Source organism: Cronobacter sp. 153480017-3, assembly GCF_053627815.1.
This window is the reverse complement of the sequence record NZ_JBSEYN010000006.1, coordinates 41,469-61,280: the sequence shown is the minus strand read 5'-3', so window position 1 is coordinate 61,280 and position 19,812 is coordinate 41,469. Positions and strand designations below refer to the sequence as shown.

Here is a 19,812-nt window from a genome sequence, read left to right as displayed (position 1 = left end):
TTAACGCCTGGCTCGCGCCAGGCCAACTGGAAGCATGCTGACTATGGCTACGATTCATGTAGACGGCAAAGAATATGAGGTAGACGGCGCGGACAACCTGCTGCAGGCGTGTCTGTCGCTCGGCCTCGATATTCCTTATTTTTGCTGGCATCCGGCGCTGGGTAGCGTCGGTGCCTGCCGCCAGTGCGCGGTGAAGCAATATCAGAACGCGGAAGATACCCGTGGTCGCCTTGTGATGTCCTGCATGACGCCGGCATCCGATGGCACCTTTATTTCTATTGATGACGACGAAGCGAAACAGTTCCGCGAAAGCGTTGTGGAGTGGCTGATGACCAACCACCCGCACGACTGCCCGGTCTGTGAAGAGGGCGGCAACTGCCACCTGCAGGATATGACCGTGATGACCGGCCATAGCTTCCGTCGCTACCGTTTCACCAAACGTACTCACCGCAATCAGGATCTGGGGCCGTTCATCAACCATGAGATGAACCGCTGCATCGCCTGTTATCGCTGCGTGCGTTACTACAAAGATTACGCGGACGGCACCGATCTCGGCGTGTACGGCGCGCATGACAACGTCTATTTCGGTCGCCCCGAAGACGGTACGCTTGAGAGTGAATTCTCCGGTAACCTGGTCGAAATTTGCCCGACCGGCGTTTTCACCGATAAAACGCACTCCGAGCGCTACAACCGTAAATGGGACATGCAGTTTGCGCCGAGCATCTGCCAGCAGTGCTCGCTGGGCTGCAATACCAGCCCTGGCGAACGTTATGGCGAACTGCGCCGCATCGAAAACCGCTACAACGGTACGGTTAACCACTACTTCCTGTGCGACCGCGGTCGTTTCGGTTACGGCTACGTCAACCTGAAAGACCGTCCGCGTCGTCCGGTGCAGCGCCGTGGCGATGACCTGATCACCCTGAACGCCGAACAGGCGATGCAGGGTGCGGCGGATATTCTGCGCCAGTCGAAGAAAGTGATTGGTATAGGCTCCCCACGCGCGAGCGTTGAGAGCAACTTCGCGCTGCGTGAACTGGTCGGTGCGGAAAACTTCTATACCGGCATCGCGGCGGGCGAGCAGGAACGTCTGCAGCTGATGCTGAAAGTGCTGCGTGAAAGTGGCATCCGCACACCGGCGCTGCGTGAGATTGAATCTTATGATGCCGTGCTGGTGCTGGGCGAAGACATCACCCAGACCGGTGCGCGCGTGGCGCTGGCGGTACGTCAGGCGGTGAAAGGCAAAGCGCGTGAAATGGCGGCGGCCCAGAAAGTGGCTGACTGGCAGATCGCGGCCATCCTGAACATCGGCCAGCGCGCCAAACATCCGCTGTTTGTGACAAACGTTGACAGCACCCGCCTGGACGACATCGCCGCGTGGACCTACCGTGCGCCGGTGGAAGATCAGGCGCGTCTCGGTTTTGCCATCGCTAACGCGCTGGATGCCGCATCGCCTGCGGTGGAAGGGCTGGATCGCGATCTGCAAAACAAAGTAGACGTGATTGTGCAGGCGCTGGCAGGGGCGAAAAAGCCGCTGATTATCTCCGGCACCAACGCCGGTAGCGTGGAAGTGATTCAGGCGGCCGCGAACGTGGCGAAAGCCCTGAAAGGCCGCGGCGCGGATGTCGGCATCACGATGATTGCCCGCGCGGTTAACAGCGTCGGTCTCGGCATGATTGGCGGCGGTTCCCTTGACGACGCGCTGAACGAGCTCGAAACCGGCAATGCTGACGCCGTCATCGTGCTGGAAAACGATCTGCACCGTCACGCCTCGGCGGCACGTGTGGATGCAGCGCTGGCGAAAGCGCCGCTGGTGATGGTGATTGACCATCAGCGCACCGCGATTATGGATCACGCGCATCTCGTGCTCTCCACCGCGAGCTTCGCGGAAAGCGACGGTACGGTCATCAACAACGAAGGCCGCGCGCAGCGCTTCTTCCAGGTCTATGACCCGTCGTACTACGACAACACCGTGACCATGCTGGAAAGCTGGCGCTGGCTGCATTCGCTGCACAGCACGCTGGAAAACCGTCATCCGGACTGGACGCAGCTTGATCATGTGATCGACGCCTGCATCGAAAAACTGCCGCACCTGGCGGGCATTAAAAACGCCGCGCCGGACGCGACGTTCCGCATCCGCGGCCAGAAACTGGCGCGCGAACCGCATCGTTACAGCGGTCGCACCGCGATGCGCGCGAACATCAGCGTTCACGAGCCGCGTCAGCCGCAGGATAAAGACACCATGTTCGCCTTCTCCATGGAAGGGAACAACCATCCGGACGCGCCGCGTTCTCAGGTGCCGTTCGCCTGGGCACCGGGCTGGAACTCCCCGCAGGCCTGGAACAAATTCCAGGACGAAGTGGGCGGCCACCTGCGTCATGGCGATCCGGGCGTGCGCCTCATTGAGGCGGGCGAGGGCGCTATCGATTACTTCACGACCGTACCGCAGCGTTTCGCGCCGCAGGATGGTCAGTGGCGTATCGCGCCTTACTACCATCTGTTTGGCAGCGACGAGTTGTCGCAGCGCTCACCGGTCTTCCAGAGCCGCATGCCGCAGCCGTACATCCGCCTGAATCCGGCTGATGCCGCGAAGCTTGGCGTCAATGCGGGGGCGAAGGTCTCCTTCAATTATGAAGGCCAGACTATCACGCTGCCGTTGCAGTTGTCGGAAGGGCTGACGGAAGGGCAGGTCGGTCTGCCGATGGGCATGCCGGGCATCGCGCCTGTCATGGCTGGCGCTCGTCTTGAAAATCTGCAGGAGGCTGCGCAATGAGTTGGTTGACACCGGATGTTATTGAGATCCTGCTCAGCATCCTGAAAGCGGTGGTCATTCTGCTGGTGGTTGTGAGCTGCGGCGCGTTCATGAGTTTTGGCGAGCGTCGTCTGCTCGGCCTCTTCCAGAACCGCTACGGGCCGAACCGTGTAGGCTGGGGCGGTTCGCTCCAGCTGGTCGCGGACATGATCAAGATGTTCTTTAAAGAGGACTGGATCCCGCGCTTCTCCGACCGCGTTATCTTTACGCTGGCACCGATGATTGCTTTCACCTCGCTGCTGCTGGCGTTCGCGATTGTGCCTGTCAGCCCGACCTGGGTCGTGGCGGATCTCAATATCGGGATCCTCTTCTTCCTGATGATGGCGGGCCTTGGCGTTTACGCGGTGCTGTTCGCAGGCTGGTCGAGCAACAACAAATACTCGCTGCTGGGCGCAATGCGCGCCTCCGCGCAGACGCTGAGCTACGAAGTGTTCCTCGGCCTCTCGCTGATGGGTGTTGTCGCGCAGGCCGGGTCGTTCAACATGACCGACATCGTGAACAACCAGGCGCATCTCTGGAACGTTATCCCGCAGTTCTTCGGCTTTATCACTTTCGCTATCGCGGGCGTTGCGGTGTGTCACCGTCACCCGTTTGACCAGCCGGAAGCGGAGCAGGAGCTGGCTGACGGTTATCACATCGAATATTCCGGCATGAAGTTCGGTCTGTTCTTTGTGGGCGAATATATCGGGATTGTGACCGTTTCTGCGCTGATCGTGACGCTGTTCTTTGGCGGCTGGCAGGGACCCTGGTTACCGCCTTTCATCTGGTTCGCGCTGAAAACCGCGTTCTTCATGATGATGTTTATTTTGATTCGCGCCGCATTACCGCGTCCTCGTTATGACCAGGTAATGTCCTTCGGCTGGAAAGTGTGCCTGCCGCTGACGCTTATCAATCTGCTGGTAACCGCGGCTGTCATTCTCTGGCAGACAGCGGCATAAGGGGTGAGAAAACCATGACATTGAAAGACATAGTGGTTGGTTTCGGCACCCAACTACGCAGTATCTGGATGATTGGCCTGCACGCGTTTTCTAAACGCGAAACGCGCATGTATCCGGAAGAGCCGGTTTATCTGCCGCCGCGCTACCGCGGCCGTATCGTGCTGACGCGCGATCCGGACGGTCAGGAGCGCTGTGTGGCCTGTAACCTCTGTGCGGTCGCCTGTCCGGTAGGCTGTATCTCTCTGCAAAAAGCGGAGACCGTAGACGGTCGCTGGTATCCGGAGTTTTTCCGCATCAACTTCTCACGCTGTATTTTCTGCGGCATGTGCGAAGAGGCCTGCCCGACCACCGCTATCCAGCTGACGCCGGATTTCGAGCTGGGCGAGTTCAAGCGCCAGGATCTGGTGTATGAAAAAGAGGACCTGCTGATCTCCGGTCCGGGCAAATACCCGGAATATAACTTCTACCGGATGGCGGGTATGGCAATCGACGGCAAAGATAAAGGCGACGCGGAAAACGAAGCCAAACCTATCGACGTCAAAGGCCTGTTACCTTAAGGAGTCAGGAATGGAATTCGCTTTTTATATCTGCGCCCTTGTGGCGGTCCTGACCACCGCCCGGGTGATCACCCACAGCAATCCGGTACACGCGCTGCTGTACCTGATTATCTCGCTGCTGGCGATCGCAGGCGTCTTTTTCTCACTCGGCGCTTACTTCGCCGGTGCGCTGGAGATCATCGTCTACGCAGGCGCCATCATGGTGCTCTTCGTGTTCGTGGTCATGATGCTCAACCTCGGCGATTCCGTGGTGCGTCAGGAGCGCGAATGGCTCAAACCGCAAATCTGGATTGGCCCTGGCATTCTCTCGGCGGTTCTGCTGGTGGTGATCGTTTACGCCATTCTGGGCGTTAACGATCAGGGCATTGAAGGCAACCCGATTAGCGCCAAAGCCGTTGGTAAAGACCTGTTCCAGACTTACGTACTGGCGGTCGAACTGGCTTCCATGCTGTTACTGGCAGGCCTGGTCGTGGCCTTCCATCTTGGCCGTGAAGAGAAAGCGGGCGATGTGGTAAGCGTGCGCGGCGGTGCTCCGTCGGACGCATCGAAAAGAAAAACGGAGGAGCGCGCATGATCCCGTTACAACATGGACTGATCCTGGCGGCTATTCTGTTCGTCCTGGGTCTGACCGGTCTGGTTATCCGTCGCAATCTGCTGTTTATGCTGATTGGGCTGGAAATCATGATTAACGCCGCCGCGCTGGCCTTTGTGGTCGCCGGCAGCTACTGGGGTCAGACCGACGGTCAGATAATGTATATCCTGGCGATTAGCTTAGCCGCGGCAGAAGCCAGTATCGGCCTTGCGCTGCTGCTGCAACTCCATCGTCGTCGCCAGAACCTGAATATCGATTCAGTAAGTGAGATGCGTGGATGAACCTGCTCGCATTAACCATTATTTTGCCATTGATTGGCTATATTCTGCTCGCCTTCTCCCGTGGTCGCTGGTCGGAAAACCTCTCCGCGACGGTTGGGGTCGGCTCTGTGGGACTGGCGGCGCTGGTCACCGCTTACGCTGGCATTGATTTCTTTAATAACGGCAAGCAGGCGTTTTCTCTGCCGCTGTGGACCTGGATGTCAGTTGGCGATTTCAACATCGGTGTTAACCTGGTGCTGGACGGTCTTTCGCTGACCATGCTCTCCGTGGTCACCGGCGTAGGCTTCCTGATCCACATGTTCGCGTCCTGGTATATGCGCGGCGAAGAGGGCTATTCCCGCTTTTTCGCGTACACCAACCTGTTTATCGCGAGCATGGTTGTGCTGGTGCTCTCCGATAACCTGCTGCTGATGTACCTCGGCTGGGAAGGCGTGGGCCTGTGCTCCTATCTGCTGATCGGTTTCTACTACACCGATCCGAAGAACGGGGCCGCCGCGATGAAAGCGTTTGTCGTGACCCGTGTGGGTGACGTCTTCCTCGCTTTCGCGCTGTTCATTCTCTACAACGAACTGGGCACGCTGAACTTCCGTGAAATGGTTGAACTGGCACCGCAGCATTTTGCCAATGGCAATGAAATGCTGCGCTGGGCGACGCTGATGCTGCTTGGCGGCGCGGTCGGTAAATCCGCACAGCTTCCGCTGCAGACCTGGCTTGCGGACGCGATGGCAGGCCCGACGCCGGTTTCCGCGCTGATCCACGCGGCGACCATGGTGACCGCGGGCGTTTACCTGATCGCCCGTACCCACGGCCTGTTCCTGCTGACGCCGGACGTGCTGCATCTGGTTGGTATCGTTGGTGCCATTACGCTGGTGCTGGCGGGCTTCGCCGCGCTGGTGCAGACCGACATCAAACGTGTTCTCGCGTATTCCACCATGAGCCAGATTGGCTACATGTTCCTGGCGCTTGGCGTTCAGGCATGGGATGCGGCGATTTTCCACCTGATGACGCACGCGTTCTTTAAAGCGCTGCTGTTCCTCTCGTCCGGCTCCGTCATTCTGGCGTGCCATCACGAGCAGAACATCTTCAAAATGGGTGGCCTGCGTAAATCCATTCCGCTGGTTTACGCCTGCTTCCTGGTGGGCGGCGCGGCCCTTGCTGCTCTGCCGGTCGTGACCGCAGGCTTCTACAGTAAAGATGAAATTCTGTGGGGTGCTGCTGCCAACGGCCATAACTACTTAATGCTGGCGGGTCTGGTGGGTGCGTTCCTGACGTCCATCTATACCTTCCGCATGATTTTCATCGTGTTCCACGGCGAAGAAAAAATTCACGCACACGCAGGGAAGGGCATCACTCATCATCTGCCGCTTATCGTGCTGCTGGTGCTTTCCACCTTTGTCGGCGCGCTGATTACGCCGCCGCTGGCGGGCGTATTGCCGGAAAACCACTTCGGTCACGAAGGCAAAATGGCGCTGGAAATCACCTCGGGTGTGGTGGCGATTGTCGGTATCCTGATCGCCGCCTGGCTGTGGCTTGGCAAGCGTACGCTGGTTACCGCCGTCGCCAAAAGCGCGCCGGGTCGTTTCTTCGGCACCTGGTGGTATCACGCCTGGGGCTTCGACTGGCTGTATGACAAAGTCTTCGTTAAGCCTTTCCTGGGTATCGCCTGGCTGCTGCAACGCGATCCGCTGAATGCGCTGATGAACATTCCGGCCATCCTTTCCCGCTACGCAGGCCGCGGTCTGCTGCTGAGCGAGAACGGTTACCTGCGCTGGTATGTCGCATCCATGAGCGTCGGTGCGGTGGTCGTACTGGTGTTGCTGATGGTGTTGCGTTGATTCATAAGTGAATTTTAAAAGAATTCGTTGAAAATCAAGTCCGAAAGGACAGGCGTTATTAGCGAAGCCACCGTGGAGACTCTCTGCGCGCAGCGGGATTCACGGTGGCAAGTAAGATAGCCTGAGCTGGACTTAAACAAGGAACAAAAATCGCCATGTTACTACCCTGGCTAATACTGATTCCCTTTATCGGCGGCTTCCTGTGCTGGCAGACCGAACGCTTCGGCGTCAAGGTGCCGCGCTGGATTGCGCTGATTACGATGGGACTGACGCTGGCGCTCGGCCTGCAACTCTGGTTGCAGGGCGGCTACTCCCTGACGCAATCCGGTGAGTTTCCGAAGTGGCAGGACCAGTTCATTCTCGACTGGATCCCGCGCTTTGGGATCACCATCCATTTAGCCATCGACGGGCTGTCGCTGCTGATGGTGGTACTGACGGGCCTGCTCGGCGTGCTGGCGGTGCTCTGCTCCTGGAATGAAATTGAGAAATATCAGGGCTTCTTCCATCTCAACCTGATGTGGATCCTGGGCGGCGTGATTGGCGTGTTCCTCGCCATCGACATGTTCCTGTTCTTCTTCTTCTGGGAAATGATGCTGGTGCCGATGTACTTCCTGATCGCCCTGTGGGGCCATAAGGCATCGGACGGTAAAACGCGTATCACTGCGGCGACCAAGTTCTTCATCTATACCCAGGCGAGCGGTCTGGTGATGTTGATTGCCATCCTGGCGCTGGTATTTGTGCACTACAACGCCACCGGCGAGTGGACGTTCAACTACGAACGCCTGCTGAAAACGCCGATGTCTCACGGTGTCGAATATCTGCTGATGCTCGGCTTCTTCATCGCGTTTGCGGTGAAAATGCCGGTGGTGCCGCTGCACGGCTGGCTGCCGGACGCGCACTCCCAGGCACCGACCGCAGGTTCCGTTGACCTCGCGGGGATCTTGCTGAAAACCGCGGCCTACGGTCTGCTGCGCTTCTCGCTGCCGCTGTTCCCGAACGCCTCTGCCGAATTCGCGCCAATCGCCATGTGGCTTGGCGTAATCGGTATTTTCTACGGCGCGTGGATGGCCTTCACCCAGTACGACATCAAACGTCTTATCGCATACACCTCCGTTTCCCACATGGGCTTTGTGCTGATCGCCATCTACACCGGCAGCCAGCTCGCTTATCAGGGTGCGGTGATTCAGATGATCGCTCACGGTCTTTCCGCGGCGGGTCTGTTTATTCTCTGCGGTCAGCTTTATGAGCGTCTGCATACCCGCGATATGCGCCAGATGGGTGGCCTGTGGAGCAAAATCAGATGGCTGCCGGCGCTGTCGATGTTCTTTGCCGTGGCGACGCTCGGTATGCCGGGCACCGGTAACTTCGTCGGCGAATTCATGATCCTGTTCGGCAGCTTCCAGGTGGTCCCGGTGATTACCGTCATCTCCACCTTTGGTCTGGTGTTCGCGTCCGTTTACTCACTGGCGATGCTGCATCGCGCGTACTTCGGTCAGCCGAAGAGCGAGGCGGCGCGCCAGGAGATTCGCGGTCTGTCACCGCGTGAGCTGTTTATGATCCTGCTGCTGGTGGTGCTTCTGGTACTGCTGGGCTTCTATCCCCAGCCAATTCTGGATACATCCCATTCGGCGATGAGCAATATTCAGCAGTGGTTTACCGATTCTGTTTCAACTACAAGGCCGTAATTCGCCATGACAATAACTACTCAACAATTGATCGCGCTGCTACCGCTGCTGATCGTCGGATTGACGGTGGTAGTTGTGATGCTCTCCATTGCGTGGCGACGTAATCACTTCCTCAATGCCACGCTGTCCGTTGTTGGCCTGAACGCCGCGCTGCTGTCGCTGTGGTTCGTGGGTCAGGCGGGCGCGATGGACGTCACGCCGCTGATGCGCGTGGACGGTTACGCCATGCTGTATACCGGCCTGGTGCTGCTGGCGAGCCTCGCCACCTGTACCTTCGCCTATCCGTGGCTGCAGGGCTACAACGATAACAAGGAAGAGTTTTATCTGCTGGTGCTGATCGCCGCACTGGGCGGTATTCTGCTGGCGAACGCCAATCATCTGGCGTCGCTGTTCCTGGGTATCGAGCTTATCTCTCTGCCTCTGTTTGGTCTGGTCGGTTATGCGTTTCGTCAGAAACGCTCGCTGGAAGCGGCGATCAAATACACCATTCTGTCTGCCGCAGCGTCGTCTTTCCTGCTGTTTGGTATGGCGCTGGTCTATGCGCAGTCCGGCAGCCTGTCGTTTGTGACGCTCGGTAAGAGCCTCGCGGACAACATGCTGAGCGAGCCGCTGCTGCTGGCGGGTCTGGGCCTGATGATCGTCGGTCTCGGCTTTAAGCTCTCTCTGGTGCCGTTCCATCTCTGGACGCCGGATGTATACCAGGGCGCGCCTGCGCCGGTTTCCACTTTCCTGGCGACCGCGAGCAAAATCGCTATCTTCGGTGTGGTGATGCGTCTGTTCCTCTATGCGCCGGTAGGTGACAGCGAGGCGGTGCGCGTGGTGTTAGGCGTGCTCGCCTTCGCCTCCATCATCTTCGGTAACCTGATGGCGCTGACCCAGACGAACATTAAACGTCTGCTAGGTTATTCATCCATCTCCCATCTGGGCTACCTGCTGGTCGCGCTGATTGCGCTGAAAAGCGGCGATATGTCGATGGAAACCGTGGGTGTTTACCTGGCGGGTTATCTCTTCAGCAGCCTCGGTGCGTTTGGCGTGGTGAGCCTGATGTCCAGCCCGTATCGCGGCCCGGACGCGGATTCGCTCTACTCCTACCGCGGCCTGTTCTGGCACCGTCCGATTCTCTCGGCCGTAATGACTGTGATGATGCTGTCGCTGGCGGGTATTCCGATGACGCTCGGCTTTATCGGTAAATTCTACGTGCTGGCCGTCGGTGTGCAGTCCAACCTGTGGTGGCTGACCGGTGCGGTAGTCGTGGGCTCTGCGATTGGTCTCTACTACTACCTGCGCGTGGCAGTGAGCCTGTACCTGAACGCGCCGCAGCAGCTCAACCGCGATGCGCCGTCCAACTGGGCATACAGCGCAGGCGGTGTCGTGGTGCTGATTTCCGCACTGCTGGTGCTGGTGCTGGGCGTCTGGCCGCAGCCGCTGATTACGCTGGTGCAGCTGGCGAAACCGCTGATGTAAGCTTTGTGCTTTAGATAAAAACCGCCGTTTACCGGCGGTTTTTTTATGGGCGCTATACCGTGATAGTCAGGAAATCTTCCGCCAGCTCGCTTGCCGGGAAAATGGCCTGGCACTCGGCGAGCAGCCGCTGACACTCTTCCGCGCTATAGCGTGAACTAAAGTGCGTCATCAACAGGCGCTTCGCGCCAGCGTCTCTGGCAACCGCGGCCGCCTGCTGCGTGGTCGAATGCCCGCGCCCGTTGGCTTTCTCCGCCATCGCCGCTTCAAGCGTGGTTTCATGGACCATCACATCCACATCACGGGCGAGATTAACCGCCTGCGGCGTCGGGCCGGTATCGCCGAAAATAGCTATTTTTTTGCCGGGACGGGGCGCGCTCAGGTAATCGGCGCCGCACACCGTGCGCCCGTCAGCGAGCGTCACCGTCTCGCCGCGTTTAAGCTGCTGAAACAGCGGCCCTGGCATAACGCCCGCCGCTTTAAGGCGCGCCGCGTCCAGCGCGCCGGGTTTATCCTGCTCCTCGATCCGGTAGCCGTAACATTCCACCGGATGCGTCAGCGGGTATGCGGTCACGGTAAGCTCGCCATCGTCCAATAGCTGCCCTTCGGTAATCTCATGCACGTTTAACGGGTAGCTGGTCCAGGAGCCGCTCAGACGTAGCGTGGTTTCGACAAATTCCGCGATGCCCTTCGGGCCGTAAATCTCAAGCGGCGTCTCGCAGCCTGCCATAGAGCGGCTGCACAGCAGGCCCGGCAGCCCGAAGATATGATCGCCGTGCAGGTGCGTGATAAAGATTTTCTCTATTTTGCCGGGGGTGGCCGTGGCCCGCAGCATCTGATGCTGGGTGCCTTCGCCGCAGTCAAAAAGCCACAGCCCGGAGCGATTATTTTGCGGGTTCAGGACAATGGCCGTCACGTTGCGGGTGGTGGACGGCAGCCCGGCGCTGGTGCCTAAAAATGTCAGTTCCATGAGGAATTTACTCTGTACGATTGCGCGAAAGCTTTTAGTATAACGAGGAAAGCCGCACACACCGGAGCCCAATATGATCGACTGGCAGGATAAACATCACGCCGAGCTGGATGTCCCGACGCTGTACGCGCTGCTGAAGCTGCGCTGTGAAGTATTTGTGGTTGAACAAACGTGTCCTTATCTGGATGTGGACGGCGAAGATCTGGTGGGCGAAAACCGTCATCTGTTGGCCTGGCGCGATAATCAGCTGATTGCTTATGCGAGGATTCTGAAAAGTGACGATCCATATGCGCCGGTCGCGATAGGGCGGGTTATTGTTTCAGGTGCCGCACGGGGTGAAAAGCTGGGTGTTGAACTCATGAAACGCGCAGTTGAGAGCTGCGAGCGCAACTGGCCGGAAAGCCCGCTATACCTGAGCGCACAGGCGCATCTGCAGGCGTTTTACGCGCAGTTTGGTTTTGTCCCGGCCACGGAGATCTACGACGAAGACGGCATCCCGCACATCGGGATGCGGCGCGAACCGCGTCCAGGCAAAAAAGCGTGAGTGTGTCTATAGTTAGCAAACCGGTAACTTGATAACACGGAGACCAGTTATGCCTTTATCTTCACAACCTTATGAAACGCGTGTCGACGATGACCTGACTCTGCTGAGCGATACTCTGGAAGAGATCCTGCGCTCGTCCGGCGATCCGGCGGATCAAAAGTATGTTGAACTGAAAGCGCGTGCCGAGCAGGCGCTGCATGACGTAAAAAACCGCATCAGCACCGCGTCCGACAACTACTACTTCCGCGCCAAACAGGCGGTCTATCGTGCCGATGACTATGTGCATGAAAAACCGTGGCAGGGCGTTGGTATCGGTGCCGCTGCGGGTCTGGTGCTGGGCCTGCTGTTAGCCCGCCGTTAATCCTCCGCACATCGCGCACCGGCGCATCCGTTTCGGGTGCGCCATTTTTTTTGCGCGCAAAGCCCTGTAGAATGCAGGGTTTTAAGCAGAGGAAAGGAAACCTGTGAATACCCTCGCCGCCGCGCAGGCGTTGGCTGAAAAGGCGCTTGCGGACGTGCCTGATGCGCCCGGTCTCTGCCGTTGCGCGTTTGAATTTTCCCCTGAATTTTACGATTTACTCGCCTGGCTTGGTGCGCAGCCAGGGTTTCCGCAGTTTTACTGGCGCTCTCGTGAAGGCAATGAAGAGGTTGCCACGCTTGGTGCGGCATGCACATTCTCAAGTCTCGACGAGGCGCAGGCGTTTTTACACAAGCATGCGGATACACCAGGCCTTCGTGTCTGGGGGCTGAACGCGTTCGATCCCCAAAAAGGGCTTTTTTTCCTGCCGCGCCTGGAGCTGCGCCGGGAGGACGATCGCGCCTGGCTGATAGTGAACATTTATAGTGCCTGCTCACAATACAAAGCGGCGCAGGCGTTAAAGCCGCTTATCCACAATCTGCAACCAGCGCGGCACACGCTGTTGCAACGCCCGCCGCGCCGCGTCAGCCGCTGTGATATTCCGCAGGCGCAGCAATGGGCGCAACTGGTTGGCGCGGCGACACACGCCATTGAGCGCGGCGATTTCGCCAAAGTGGTACTGGCGCGCGCCACCGATCTGCGTTTTCTCGCGCAACCGGACGCGACGGCGCTGATGGCCGCAAGCCGCGAGGCTAATCACCACTGCTACCACTTTTATCTGGCCTTCAGCGCGCGCGAGGCGTTTCTTGGCTCAACGCCGGAGCGCTTGTGGCGGCGCAATGGGCTGGCGCTGGATACCGAGGCGCTGGCGGGTACGGTGGAAAATCTTCCCGACGACAGTCAGGCGCAGGCGCGCGCCATCTGGCTGCTGAATGATGATAAAAATCGCCGCGAAAATGCGCTGGTGGTGGAAGACATTCGCGCGCGCCTGGCGCCGATTGCGCACAGCATCACAACGCGGCTGCCGGAGGTGATGCGGCTGCGGCGGGTGCAGCATCTTCGGTGTGCGATGACCGCGCGCCTTTTCGCGCCCGATGACGCCGCGTGCCTGCATCAGCTACAGCCTACCGCCGCAGTGGCCGGGCTGCCGCGCGAGGCGGCGCGCCGTTTTATCGCTGAGCACGAACCGTTTGAGCGGGAATGGTATGCGGGCTCTGCCGGGTATTTATCGATGGAGCAGTCAGAGTTTTGCGTAAGCCTGCGCTCGGCGCGCCTGAAGGACGAAACAATCCGTATTTACGCGGGTGCCGGGCTGGTGGCGGGCTCGCAGGCCGCGCTGGAGTGGCAGGAGATCGAGAACAAAGCGGCGGCGCTGCTCACGCTTCTGACTTCATGAGCCGAGCCACAACCCGACCCATATCAAAATTCGATTCCGACGACGCTTTATAATAAACCGGCTAAATTGATACCGGACAAGCTTATGTCGACAAGCACGTTTAACCGCCGCTGGGCGGGCGTCATTCTCGAAGCGCTGAGCCGCCACGGCGTGCGCCATCTTTGCATCGCGCCGGGCTCGCGCTCCACGCCGTTGACGCTCGCCGCCGCGCAACATTCGGCGTTCACGCCGCATACGCACTTCGATGAGCGCGGTCTTGGCCATCTGGCGCTCGGGCTTGCCAAAGCAAGCGGCGAGCCGGTGGCGGTGATTGTCACGTCCGGTACGGCGGTGGCGAACCTTTATCCCGCGGTGATAGAAGCCGGGCTGACGGGTGAAAAACTGGTGGCGATCACCGCCGACCGCCCACCGGAGCTGATTGACTGCGGCGCGAACCAGGCCATTCGTCAGCACGCCATTTTTGGCTCACACCCTGCCGCCACACTCGATCTCCCGCGCCCCACGCCATCCATTCCCGCCGCCTGGCTTATCAGCGCCATCGATGAAAAGATGGGAATGCTAAAAGCAGGCGCGCTGCATATCAACGTGCCGTTCGCCGAACCACTCTATGGCGAGCTGGACGAGACCGATCTTACGTGGCAGCAGGCACCGGGCGAGTGGTGGCAGACGACAACACCCTGGCTGCGCTATGAGAACACACAGGCGGTCAGCGCGCAGGCAGACTGGACTTTCTGGCGTGAACAGCGTGGCGTGGTGCTTGCAGGCAGGCTGACGGCGCAGGAGGGCGAAGCCGTTGCGCAGTGGGCGACGCGTCTTGGCTGGCCGCTCATTGGCGATGTGCTCTCGCAAACCGGCCAGCCACTGCCGTGCGCCGATCTCTGGCTCGCGCACCCGCGTGCCGCCGCGCTGCTCGCGCAGGCGCAGATTGTCGTTCAGTTTGGCGGCAGCCTGACCGGCAAGCGCGTGTTGCAGTGGCAAAGCGAATGTCGCCCGCAGGAGTACTGGATTGTCGATCCACTTTCAGGGCGGCTCGATCCGGCGCACCACCGCGGGCGTCGGATTGTGGCGGATATCTGCGCCTGGCTTGAACACCATCCGGCGCATCCGTCCATGCCGTGGGCCGAGCCGCTGGAAGGGCTGGCGGCGCAGACGCAGCGTATTGTGGCGCGCGAACTCACTGAGTGGGGCGAGGTGCAGGTGGCGTACCGCCTGCCAGAACTGCTGCCACCAGACGGCCAGCTCTTTCTCGGCAACAGCCTGACGGTGCGGCTGGTGGATGCGCTGGCGCAGTTGCCTGCCGGTTACCCGGTCTATGGTAACCGCGGCGCGAGCGGCATTGACGGGCTGGTTTCTACCGCGGCGGGCGTACAGCGCGCCACCGGAAAACCCACGCTTGCCGTGCTGGGCGATCTCTCCACGCTTTACGATCTCAACGCGCTGGCGCTCCTGCGCGACGCGCCCGCGCCTTTCGTGCTGATCGTCGTGAACAACAACGGCGGGCAGATTTTTTCCATGCTCCCGACGCCCGCCCGCGAGCGCGAAAAATTTTACTGTATGCCGCAAAACGTCAGCTTTGCGCCCGCGGCGGCGATGTTTTCGCTGAACTATGACGCGCCGGAGAGCCTGGCCGCGCTTAAAGAGGCGGTGACGCGCGCGTGGCGTTCATCGGTCGCCACAGTCATTGAACTGCGCGTCCCGGAAACCGCGGGCGCGCAGGTATTCTCGCGTTTACTTAAAGCGGTGTGCGCCTGATGCCGCTGGCCGCGTATTTTCAGCCCGCCCGTGCTGCCGCGCGTGGCACTATCGTCTGGCTGCACGGTTTTCTTGGCGATCATCGTGAATGGCAGACGGTCGCCGCGGCCTGCGTTGAGCATAACCATCTGTTTATCGATCTGCCGGGCCACGGCGGCTCGGCGCATCTTTGCGCCGTTGATTTTGCGCACGTGAACGAACAGCTTATCGCAACGCTAAATAGTTACAACATACTTGAATACTGGCTGGTGGGTTACTCGCTCGGCGGGCGGATAGCGATGTTTCACGCCGCGCAGGGGAATACGCCCGGCCTGCGAGGGCTTGTGGTTGAGGGTGGCCATCCGGGGCTTCTGAATGCCGATGAGCGCGATGCGCGTTTCGTTGCGGATAAACAGTGGGCGCAGCGGTTTCGCGATGAACCGATAGAAACGGTGCTGGACGCCTGGTATCGCCAGCCCGTTTTCGCCACGCTGACAGATGCACAGCGCCGGGAATTAATCACGCTGCGCGCCCGCAATGCCCCCACCGCCCTGGCCACGATGCTGGAAGCCACATCGCCTGGCCGCCAGCTGCCGCTGTATGAGCCTTTAGCGCGGCTCTCAGTACCATTTCATTACCTGTGCGGGGAGCGCGATGCAAAATTCCGCGCGCTCGCCGCCACGCTCAATGTGCCTTTGCATGTCATTACTGGCGCGGGTCACAACGCGCACCGGGAAAACCCGGCTGCGGTGGCCCGCTGTCTTAACGCGATTTTGCGCCCCTAACGGAGAACTCCCATGATCTATCCTGATGAAGCGATGCTTTATGCGCCTGCCGAATGGCTCGACTGTTCGGAAGGCTACACCGACATTCGCTACCACAAATCCACTGACGGCATCGCTAAAATCACCATCAACCGTCCGCAGGTGCGCAACGCGTTTCGCCCGCTCACCGTTAAAGAGATGATCCAGGCGCTGGCCGATGCCCGCTATGACGACAATATCGGCGTCATTATCCTCACTGGCGAAGGTGAAAAAGCCTTTTGCGCGGGCGGCGATCAGAAAGTGCGCGGCGATTACGGCGGTTATCAGGACGACGCCGGCGTGCATCATCTAAACGTGCTCGATTTCCAGCGTCAGATCCGCACCTGCCCGAAACCGGTGGTGGCGATGGTGGCGGGTTTTGCGATTGGCGGCGGTCACGTGCTGCATATGATGTGCGATCTGACCATTGCGGCGGAAAACGCCGTCTTCGGCCAGACCGGCCCGAAAGTCGGTTCGTTTGACGGCGGCTGGGGAGCGTCCTATATGGCGCGCATCGTCGGCCAGAAAAAGGCGCGTGAAATCTGGTTCCTGTGCCGTCAGTATGACGCAAAGCAGGCGCTGGATATGGGGCTGGTGAATACCGTCGTTCCGCTGGCGGAGCTTGAGAGAGAAACGGTGCGCTGGTGCCGCGAAATGCTGCAAAACAGCCCGATGGCGCTGCGCTGCCTTAAAGCGGCGCTCAACGCCGACTGCGACGGTCAGGCGGGGCTTCAGGAGCTGGCAGGCAACGCCACCATGCTTTTCTACATGACCGAAGAGGGGCAGGAAGGGCGCAACGCGTTCAACCAGAAGCGCCAGCCAGATTTCAGCAAATTCAAGCGTAACCCATAATGCGCGCGGCTCAGCTTTATCGTTATCAGGTGCCGATGGACGCAGGCGTGGTGCTGCGGGAGCGGCGCCTGAAAACCCGCGACGGCCTGCTGGTGCGCCTTTCTGACAACGGGCGCGATGGGTGGGGAGACATTGCGCCGCTGCCGGGGTTTAGCGACGAGACGCTGGACGCGGCGCTGGCCGCCGCGCGCGACTGGCTTCTGGCATGGCAGCGGGGTGATTCGCTGCCGTTGCCGGAGGTGGCAAGCGTCGCGTTTGGTTTAAGCCTGGCGCAGGCGGAGCTTCACGGCACGCTGCCCGAGGCCGGGAATTACCACGTCGCGCCGCTGTGTACGGGCGATCCGGATGAACTCTTCGCACGCCTCGCCGGGCTGCCCGGCAAGAAAGTCGCCAAAGTTAAAGTGGGGCTGTATGAGGCGGTGCGCGACGGCATGGTGGTCAACCTGCTGCTGGAGGCGATTCCCGATCTCACGCTGCGGCTCGACGCGAATCGCGCCTGGACGCCGCTGAAAGCGCAGCAGTTCGCGAAATACGTTAACCCGGCGTACCGTTCGCGCATCGAATTTATCGAAGAACCCTGCAAAACCCCTGACGATTCCTGCGCGTTCGCCGCCGAAACCGGTATCGCCATCGCCTGGGATGAAAGCCTGCGCGAGCGGGGTTTTTCCATTACAGCCGAGCCAGGCCTGCGGGCGGTGATTATCAAACCGACGCTCACCGGCAGTCTGCAAACGGTACAGCAGCAGGTGGCGCAGGCTCACGCGCAGTGCCTGACGGCGGTCATCAGTTCCTCCATTGAGTCAAGCCTCGGCCTGACCCAGCTCGCGCGGCTTGCCGCCTGGCTGACGCCGGGCGTCACGCCGGGGCTCGATACGCTCGCGCTGATGCAGGCTCAACTGGTGCGCCCGTGGCCGGGCAGCCCGCTGCCGTGCTGGCCTGTGGATGCGCTGGAGCCGCTGCTGTGAGTCTCTTCGACTGGCCGTGGCGTCATTGGGCAAGCATGAGGCCGCATGACATCGCGCTGCGCGCCGACAGTGGCGATATCACCTGGCGCGCGCTCTGCAAGCGGATTGATGCTCTTGCTGCAGGGTTTCATCAGCAGGGCGTGCGCGACGGCGACGGCGTGGCGGTGTGCGCGAAAAACAGCGAACGAACGCTGCTCGCCTGGCTTGCGCTGTTACAGTGCGGCGCGCGTATTCTGCCGCTAAACCCGCAACTGCCGGCACCATTAATCAACGCGCTGCTGCCGTCGCTCACGTTGCGGTATGCCGTTTGTATCGGTGATGCACCTACGCTGCCGGGCCTTACGTTGCTTGACTGGCGCGAGCCTGCGGCGGCGTATGCCGCGGCGTGGCAGGCCGATCGCCTGGTATCCATGACGCTAACGTCCGGCTCCAGCGGCCTGCCGAAAGCTGCCGTTCATACGGCGTTCGCACATCTGGAGAGCGCGAGGGGCGTGCTGAGCCTGATCCCGTTTCATGCCGCCGACTGCTGGCTGCTCTCGCTGCCGCTGTTTCACGTCTCCGGTCAGGGAATATTCTGGCGCTGGCTGCGGGCAGGCGCGCAGCTGGCGGTACGTGATTCCCTGCCGCTTTACGAGGCGCTGGAAGGCTGTACGCACGCCTCGCTGGTGCCGACCCAGCTCTGGCGGCTGTTAGCGATGCCGGAAAGTCGCCTGAGCCTCAAAGCCGTGTTGCTCGGTGGTGCTGCGATCCCGGTTGCGCTGACGCAAGCGGCGGCACAGCGGGATATCGCCTGCTGGTGCGGCTACGGGCTGACGGAGTTTGCCTCCACGGTGTGCGCGAAACGCGCCGATGGCGAGGCTGATGTAGGTGTGCCGCTGCCGGGGCGCGAGGTGATGCTTGCGGGCGATGAGATCTGGCTGCGTGGTACCAGCATGGCCGCTGGCTACTGGCGTGACGGCGCGCTGGTGCCGCTCACCAATGCGCAGGGCTGGTTCGCCACCCGCGATCGCGGCGCCTGGCGCGACGGCAAATTACTGGTGCCCGGACGGCTGGATAATCTTTTTTTCTGCGGTGGGGAAGGCGTTCAGCCGGAGGCGGTCGAGCGCGTGCTGAGTCAGCATCCGCAGGTACGACAGGCGTTTGTTGTCCCGCTGGAGGATGACGAGTTCGGCGCGCGGCCGGTGGCAGTCATCGAGTGTGAGGCGTCATTTGAGCCACAGGCGTTGCGCCTGTGGGCAAGCGATAAGCTGGCGCGATTTGAGCAGCCGGTTGCCTGGCTTCGGCTGCCGGAGACGCTTAAAAACGGCGGGATTAAAATTTCCCGCCGGGCGCTACGCGACTGGGTAAACCAGCAGGCGATTGCGGATTCAGGGACGCTGGATATTCACTAGCTGCTTCGTATGCCAACGGCTCAACGCGAACACGGTAGTGAGCGCGCCAAGCAGGGCGCAAAACATATCCGACTGGGTGTCCCAGGGATCGCCCTGGGTGCCGAGAAAGTCATCGGCACCTTGTCCCAGCGCCAGCGCCGACCACCATTCGATTAATTCGTAAACGGCGCTAATCGCCAGCGCGATACAGCAGACCACGAAGGCGAGCATTTTACGACCGTGAACGTAGCCGCCGCGCAGCAAAATCTCCCGTGCCGCCAGCGCCGGCACCAGACCCTGAAAAAAGTGTCCCAGTTTGTCGTAAGGATTGCGGCTTAATCCCAGCCACGCCTGAACGTCAAAACCGATGGGCACTTTCGCGTAGGTGTACATACCGCCGACCATCAAAATGATGGCATGGAAGAAAATCAGTACGTAAAGCAGCGGCGTTAACGGATAGCGCGAGTGTGTGGCCAGTAGCAGTGGAACGATAATAATGACCGGCGTCACTTCCATAAGCCAGGTGAGTTTGTCTTTGGCGCTGATGCCGGTGTAAATCAGGATCAGGGCCAGCACCAGCGCTGCGAAGGTTAACGCCGTACGAGATGATGTGACGGTCATAATGATCTGCCAGAAATGTAAAAGGCTAACTATCGGGCAGATAT

Annotated in this window: 18 protein-coding genes; 16 read left to right on the top strand and 2 right to left on the bottom strand. The window is 60.0% G+C overall.

Features of this window, described 5'->3' with window-relative positions; genetic code table 11:
- Positions 1-43 precede the first annotated feature (43 nt).
- The 8 genes from nuoG to nuoN all read left to right on the top strand — a co-directional run bounded on the left by nuoG (position 44) and on the right by nuoN (position 10,161).
- Complete coding sequence (nuoG, locus tag ACUW6V_RS14210) at positions 44-2,770, top strand: NADH-quinone oxidoreductase subunit NuoG (RefSeq protein ID WP_015386483.1); 2,727 nt, start codon at positions 44-46, stop codon at positions 2,768-2,770.
- Entirely contained in the window at positions 2,767-3,747 is a 981-nt protein-coding gene (nuoH, locus tag ACUW6V_RS14205; protein WP_004388258.1) for an NADH-quinone oxidoreductase subunit NuoH, read from the top strand. The genes nuoG and nuoH overlap by 4 nt, the downstream gene beginning before the upstream one ends.
- Positions 3,748-3,761: 14 nt before the next feature.
- Positions 3,762-4,304, top strand: coding sequence for an NADH-quinone oxidoreductase subunit NuoI (gene nuoI / locus ACUW6V_RS14200; protein ID WP_004388259.1), 543 nt, complete (start codon positions 3,762-3,764; stop codon positions 4,302-4,304).
- A gap of 10 nt (positions 4,305-4,314) precedes the next feature.
- A complete protein-coding gene (gene nuoJ / locus ACUW6V_RS14195) occupies positions 4,315-4,878 on the top strand; it encodes an NADH-quinone oxidoreductase subunit J (protein WP_007762766.1) in 564 nt (187 codons plus the stop codon).
- On the top strand, positions 4,875-5,177 hold the full coding sequence (gene nuoK / locus ACUW6V_RS14190; RefSeq protein ID WP_004388260.1) for an NADH-quinone oxidoreductase subunit NuoK: 303 nt from the start codon (positions 4,875-4,877) through the stop codon (positions 5,175-5,177). The genes nuoJ and nuoK overlap by 4 nt, the downstream gene beginning before the upstream one ends.
- Entirely contained in the window at positions 5,174-7,012 is a 1,839-nt protein-coding gene (nuoL, locus tag ACUW6V_RS14185; protein ID WP_012124161.1) for an NADH-quinone oxidoreductase subunit L, read from the top strand. Before nuoK ends, nuoL begins: the two co-directional genes overlap by 4 nt.
- A gap of 155 nt (positions 7,013-7,167) precedes the next feature.
- A complete protein-coding gene (nuoM, locus tag ACUW6V_RS14180) occupies positions 7,168-8,697 on the top strand; it encodes an NADH-quinone oxidoreductase subunit M (RefSeq protein WP_004388262.1) in 1,530 nt (509 codons plus the stop codon).
- A 6-nt stretch (positions 8,698-8,703) separates the two neighbouring features.
- The gene (nuoN, locus tag ACUW6V_RS14175) at positions 8,704-10,161 is read left to right on the top strand and encodes an NADH-quinone oxidoreductase subunit NuoN (protein WP_007776765.1); all 1,458 of its coding nucleotides are present in this window, start codon (positions 8,704-8,706) and stop codon (positions 10,159-10,161) included.
- Between the two features lie 52 nt (positions 10,162-10,213).
- Here the strand turns inward: nuoN and rnz are convergent, their stop codons facing one another.
- The gene (rnz, locus tag ACUW6V_RS14170; protein WP_454038517.1) at positions 10,214-11,128 is read right to left on the bottom strand and encodes a ribonuclease Z; all 915 of its coding nucleotides are present in this window, start codon (positions 11,126-11,128) and stop codon (positions 10,214-10,216) included.
- 73 nt (positions 11,129-11,201) lie between these two features.
- On the opposite strand from rnz, the gene ACUW6V_RS14165 reads away from it, so the two are divergent.
- The 8 genes from ACUW6V_RS14165 to menE all read left to right on the top strand — a co-directional run bounded on the left by ACUW6V_RS14165 (position 11,202) and on the right by menE (position 19,168).
- The gene (locus ACUW6V_RS14165; RefSeq protein ID WP_105604132.1) at positions 11,202-11,672 is read left to right on the top strand and encodes a GNAT family N-acetyltransferase; all 471 of its coding nucleotides are present in this window, start codon (positions 11,202-11,204) and stop codon (positions 11,670-11,672) included.
- A gap of 49 nt (positions 11,673-11,721) precedes the next feature.
- The gene (elaB, locus tag ACUW6V_RS14160; RefSeq protein WP_454038516.1) at positions 11,722-12,033 is read left to right on the top strand and encodes a stress response protein ElaB; all 312 of its coding nucleotides are present in this window, start codon (positions 11,722-11,724) and stop codon (positions 12,031-12,033) included.
- Positions 12,034-12,136: 103 nt separating this feature from the next.
- Positions 12,137-13,426 (top strand): isochorismate synthase MenF, encoded by a 1,290-nt coding sequence (gene menF / locus ACUW6V_RS14155; protein WP_454038515.1) that lies wholly within the window; start codon positions 12,137-12,139, stop codon positions 13,424-13,426.
- An 84-nt stretch (positions 13,427-13,510) separates the two neighbouring features.
- The gene (menD, locus tag ACUW6V_RS14150; protein ID WP_454038514.1) at positions 13,511-15,178 is read left to right on the top strand and encodes a 2-succinyl-5-enolpyruvyl-6-hydroxy-3-cyclohexene-1-carboxylic-acid synthase; all 1,668 of its coding nucleotides are present in this window, start codon (positions 13,511-13,513) and stop codon (positions 15,176-15,178) included.
- Positions 15,178-15,942 carry a 2-succinyl-6-hydroxy-2,4-cyclohexadiene-1-carboxylate synthase gene (gene menH / locus ACUW6V_RS14145; protein WP_454038513.1) on the top strand — a complete coding sequence of 255 codons (765 nt, stop codon included), beginning with the start codon at positions 15,178-15,180 and terminating at the stop codon, positions 15,940-15,942. The genes menD and menH overlap by 1 nt, the downstream gene beginning before the upstream one ends.
- 12 nt (positions 15,943-15,954) lie before the next feature.
- On the top strand, positions 15,955-16,812 hold the full coding sequence (gene menB / locus ACUW6V_RS14140) for a 1,4-dihydroxy-2-naphthoyl-CoA synthase (protein ID WP_004388269.1): 858 nt from the start codon (positions 15,955-15,957) through the stop codon (positions 16,810-16,812).
- Positions 16,812-17,777 carry an o-succinylbenzoate synthase gene (gene menC / locus ACUW6V_RS14135; protein WP_454038512.1) on the top strand — a complete coding sequence of 322 codons (966 nt, stop codon included), beginning with the start codon at positions 16,812-16,814 and terminating at the stop codon, positions 17,775-17,777. Before menB ends, menC begins: the two co-directional genes overlap by 1 nt.
- Positions 17,774-19,168: an o-succinylbenzoate--CoA ligase gene (menE, locus tag ACUW6V_RS14130; RefSeq protein WP_454038511.1), complete on the top strand. Its 1,395-nt coding sequence runs from the start codon at positions 17,774-17,776 to the stop codon at positions 19,166-19,168. Before menC ends, menE begins: the two co-directional genes overlap by 4 nt.
- On the opposite strand, the gene ACUW6V_RS14125 is transcribed toward menE, so the two are convergent.
- On the bottom strand, positions 19,145-19,768 hold the full coding sequence (locus ACUW6V_RS14125; protein ID WP_012124171.1) for a DUF2238 domain-containing protein: 624 nt from the start codon (positions 19,766-19,768) through the stop codon (positions 19,145-19,147). The two genes, menE and ACUW6V_RS14125, sit on opposite strands and share 24 nt — an antisense overlap.
- Between the last annotated feature and the right edge of the window lie 44 nt (positions 19,769-19,812).